Here is a 2,013-nt window from a genome sequence, read left to right on the forward strand (position 1 = left end):
GCTCGACTAGCATCAATTCTGTGCCTCGCAACGCAAGTGATCTTGTCGGAGGTCCGCTCGAAAACGCCACTCAGATTAGCGGCCGTTTTAAGCTAGATGGTGGCCCTGCGAATGGAGCTGTGTATCGAACCGATAATCAAGGAAATATCACCAGCTATGCTGTCTATGATTCAGCTGGGATGATTGTCAAGCGTGTTGACGTGACAGGTGCAGCTCATGCTGATGTGTCAACACCACATGTAATAGAATATGGTAGAAATACGTTGCCGGACGGGACAGTCAGGGTTCAGTCGCCTTCTACGAAATTGGCTCCACGGCCTACCACTCCGGATGAGATTCCGTAATGAAAATTCAAACAATTAGACAGTTTAGCGGTTTGAGCAGATTCGAGTCATGGGCGTCAAGCTGGGCTAAAAAAGATGATGTCGATATATTTTCTTATATGAGCGCCATGTGTAATCCTGAAGATTGCCTAGTATTTTGCAGGCTTTTGTTTCCTGATTTTTTTGTTAGTCAAGGTGCGGTTCTTTTAGACGCCAAATACGATCATGATGTTTTTGTTGTATGGTTAACCAAGTTTGATGGTGATGCGCGCGCGGTTGAAAAAATAATGAATCACACCCATTTGTACGATGTTTTTTCAGGCTGCACGGATGAGGTTGATGACATTATTTTTGAACAGCTAGCTGAAATTATTGCTTTATCATGGCGGCTAGCCTTAAAAGACAAATTTCCAGGTAGTAAGTTTTCTGTAGATGTTTCTAATTCGGATCAGGATTACGGGCCTACTGTTACTTTTTATCAAGTGTTTGAGTAGGTGCAAAAGCAACTGGTGCAGCTGAAGTACCGGCTACCGCTGCAGCTGCACGGGTAGGAGTACGGGAAGACCTTGCAGCGCAAGCCGGAATCCCTCGAAATATGGTGGGAGCTCCGGCGAATGTTTGGGGGAAATCCATTGATGATATTCAGTAGTCGTTCAGGATGGATGGTGCAAAGCTCACATATGTGCCGCCGAAAACTGGAACGTCTGGTAACGCGCAGGTGTACAAAGTTGAAGGTGGCACACTGGCATTAAAGAGGTTCAATATAGTCCATCTACTGTTGATGCCTCGGTCAAATCGGTGCATGTGGGTGAGTGCTATAAAATTACATGCGTTGATGGTAGTAAGGCTAGGATTATTGATCCTGCGACCTACAGACCGACATTCCAGGGGCCTTCTAAGCCCATTTATGATGCAAATACGACATACTTGGATCCGCAAGGTCAGAAAGTGAAATTCAACCCTGCCACCAATGCGTGGATTTCCGAATGATGCCGCTAGATGGTTTTTCTGTAGTTTGGGATGCTTCAATTATTCCTGGTGTATCGCTTGCAAGAATACCTTTGCATGCTAGTGCTGTCGATCTGGAGTCTGTGCTTTCGAAATATTTGATTGATAAGAATTCTTTGCGGTATAGGTTTGAAGGGGCGCCAGACCTTTGTTTGAGTGGTTATGGTCTGGATGAGCGCGGTAATGGTGGTTATTCTTTTTTAATTTCTGATGATGAAATTGTCAGTGAGTTAAGACAAGGGGTTCCTGCATTATCTGTTCTTATTCGTAGTGGGAAGGTGTACGCAGTTAAGGTTTATGATTTTAGCTTTCCAGGCGAGCCTGCGCATAGGTTTGTTTACAAGGGGCTTTTGTCGGAGTGCATAGGTTTGGGAAGTCTTGTATCTGATCTTTTGCCATTCACTAGCTTAGAGTTTGATGAGGCCGAAGAGTGGTTTTATACCGGTCGTGATTATGGTGCCTTTGAAGTTACGGGGTGGGGGGGCTCTGGAGGAGCAGCCGAACCAGCTTATTACAGCTATCTGTGTAATTCCGGGATGATAGGCCTGCATGTATAAAATGTAAAAATCTCAGACCTGATCTGAGACCCTCGACACCGGCCTTGCCGCCGGTGTTTTTGCACCTTATCTGCCCCCTTTTTGTCGCCTTCTTGCACCCTTCTGAAAGCCAGTGGCATCACCGA

General features: G+C 45.7%; 3 protein-coding genes. All 3 read left to right on the top strand.

Translation table 11 applies throughout. The features are described from left to right. The first annotated feature begins 20 nt into the window (after positions 1 to 20). Positions 21 to 344, top strand: a complete 324-nt coding sequence (locus QBK88_RS31040) for a polymorphic toxin type 24 domain-containing protein (RefSeq protein ID WP_445765029.1) — start codon at positions 21 to 23, stop codon at positions 342 to 344. Continuing rightward, positions 344 to 817, top strand: coding sequence for a hypothetical protein (locus QBK88_RS30640; protein WP_277965039.1), 474 nt, complete (start codon positions 344 to 346; stop codon positions 815 to 817). The genes QBK88_RS31040 and QBK88_RS30640 overlap by 1 nt, the downstream gene beginning before the upstream one ends. A gap of 492 nt (positions 818 to 1,309) precedes the next feature. Further along, a complete protein-coding gene (locus QBK88_RS30645; RefSeq protein WP_277965040.1) occupies positions 1,310 to 1,888 on the top strand; it encodes a hypothetical protein in 579 nt (192 codons plus the stop codon). The last annotated feature ends 125 nt before the right edge of the window (positions 1,889 to 2,013 follow it).

The organism is Pseudomonas sp. RIT-To-2 (assembly GCF_029623465.1).
In the GTDB taxonomy this organism is placed as follows: domain Bacteria; phylum Pseudomonadota; class Gammaproteobacteria; order Pseudomonadales; family Pseudomonadaceae; genus Aquipseudomonas; species Aquipseudomonas silvicola.

Bases quoted from the DNA above. Each gene is read 5' to 3' on its own strand.
- QBK88_RS30645 (WP_277965040.1), top strand. From the start codon at position 1,310: ATGATGCCGCTAGATGGTTTTTCTGTAGTTTGGGATGCTTCAATTATT.
- QBK88_RS30640 (WP_277965039.1), top strand. From the start codon at position 344: ATGAAAATTCAAACAATTAGACAGTTTAGCGGTTTGAGCAGATTCGAG.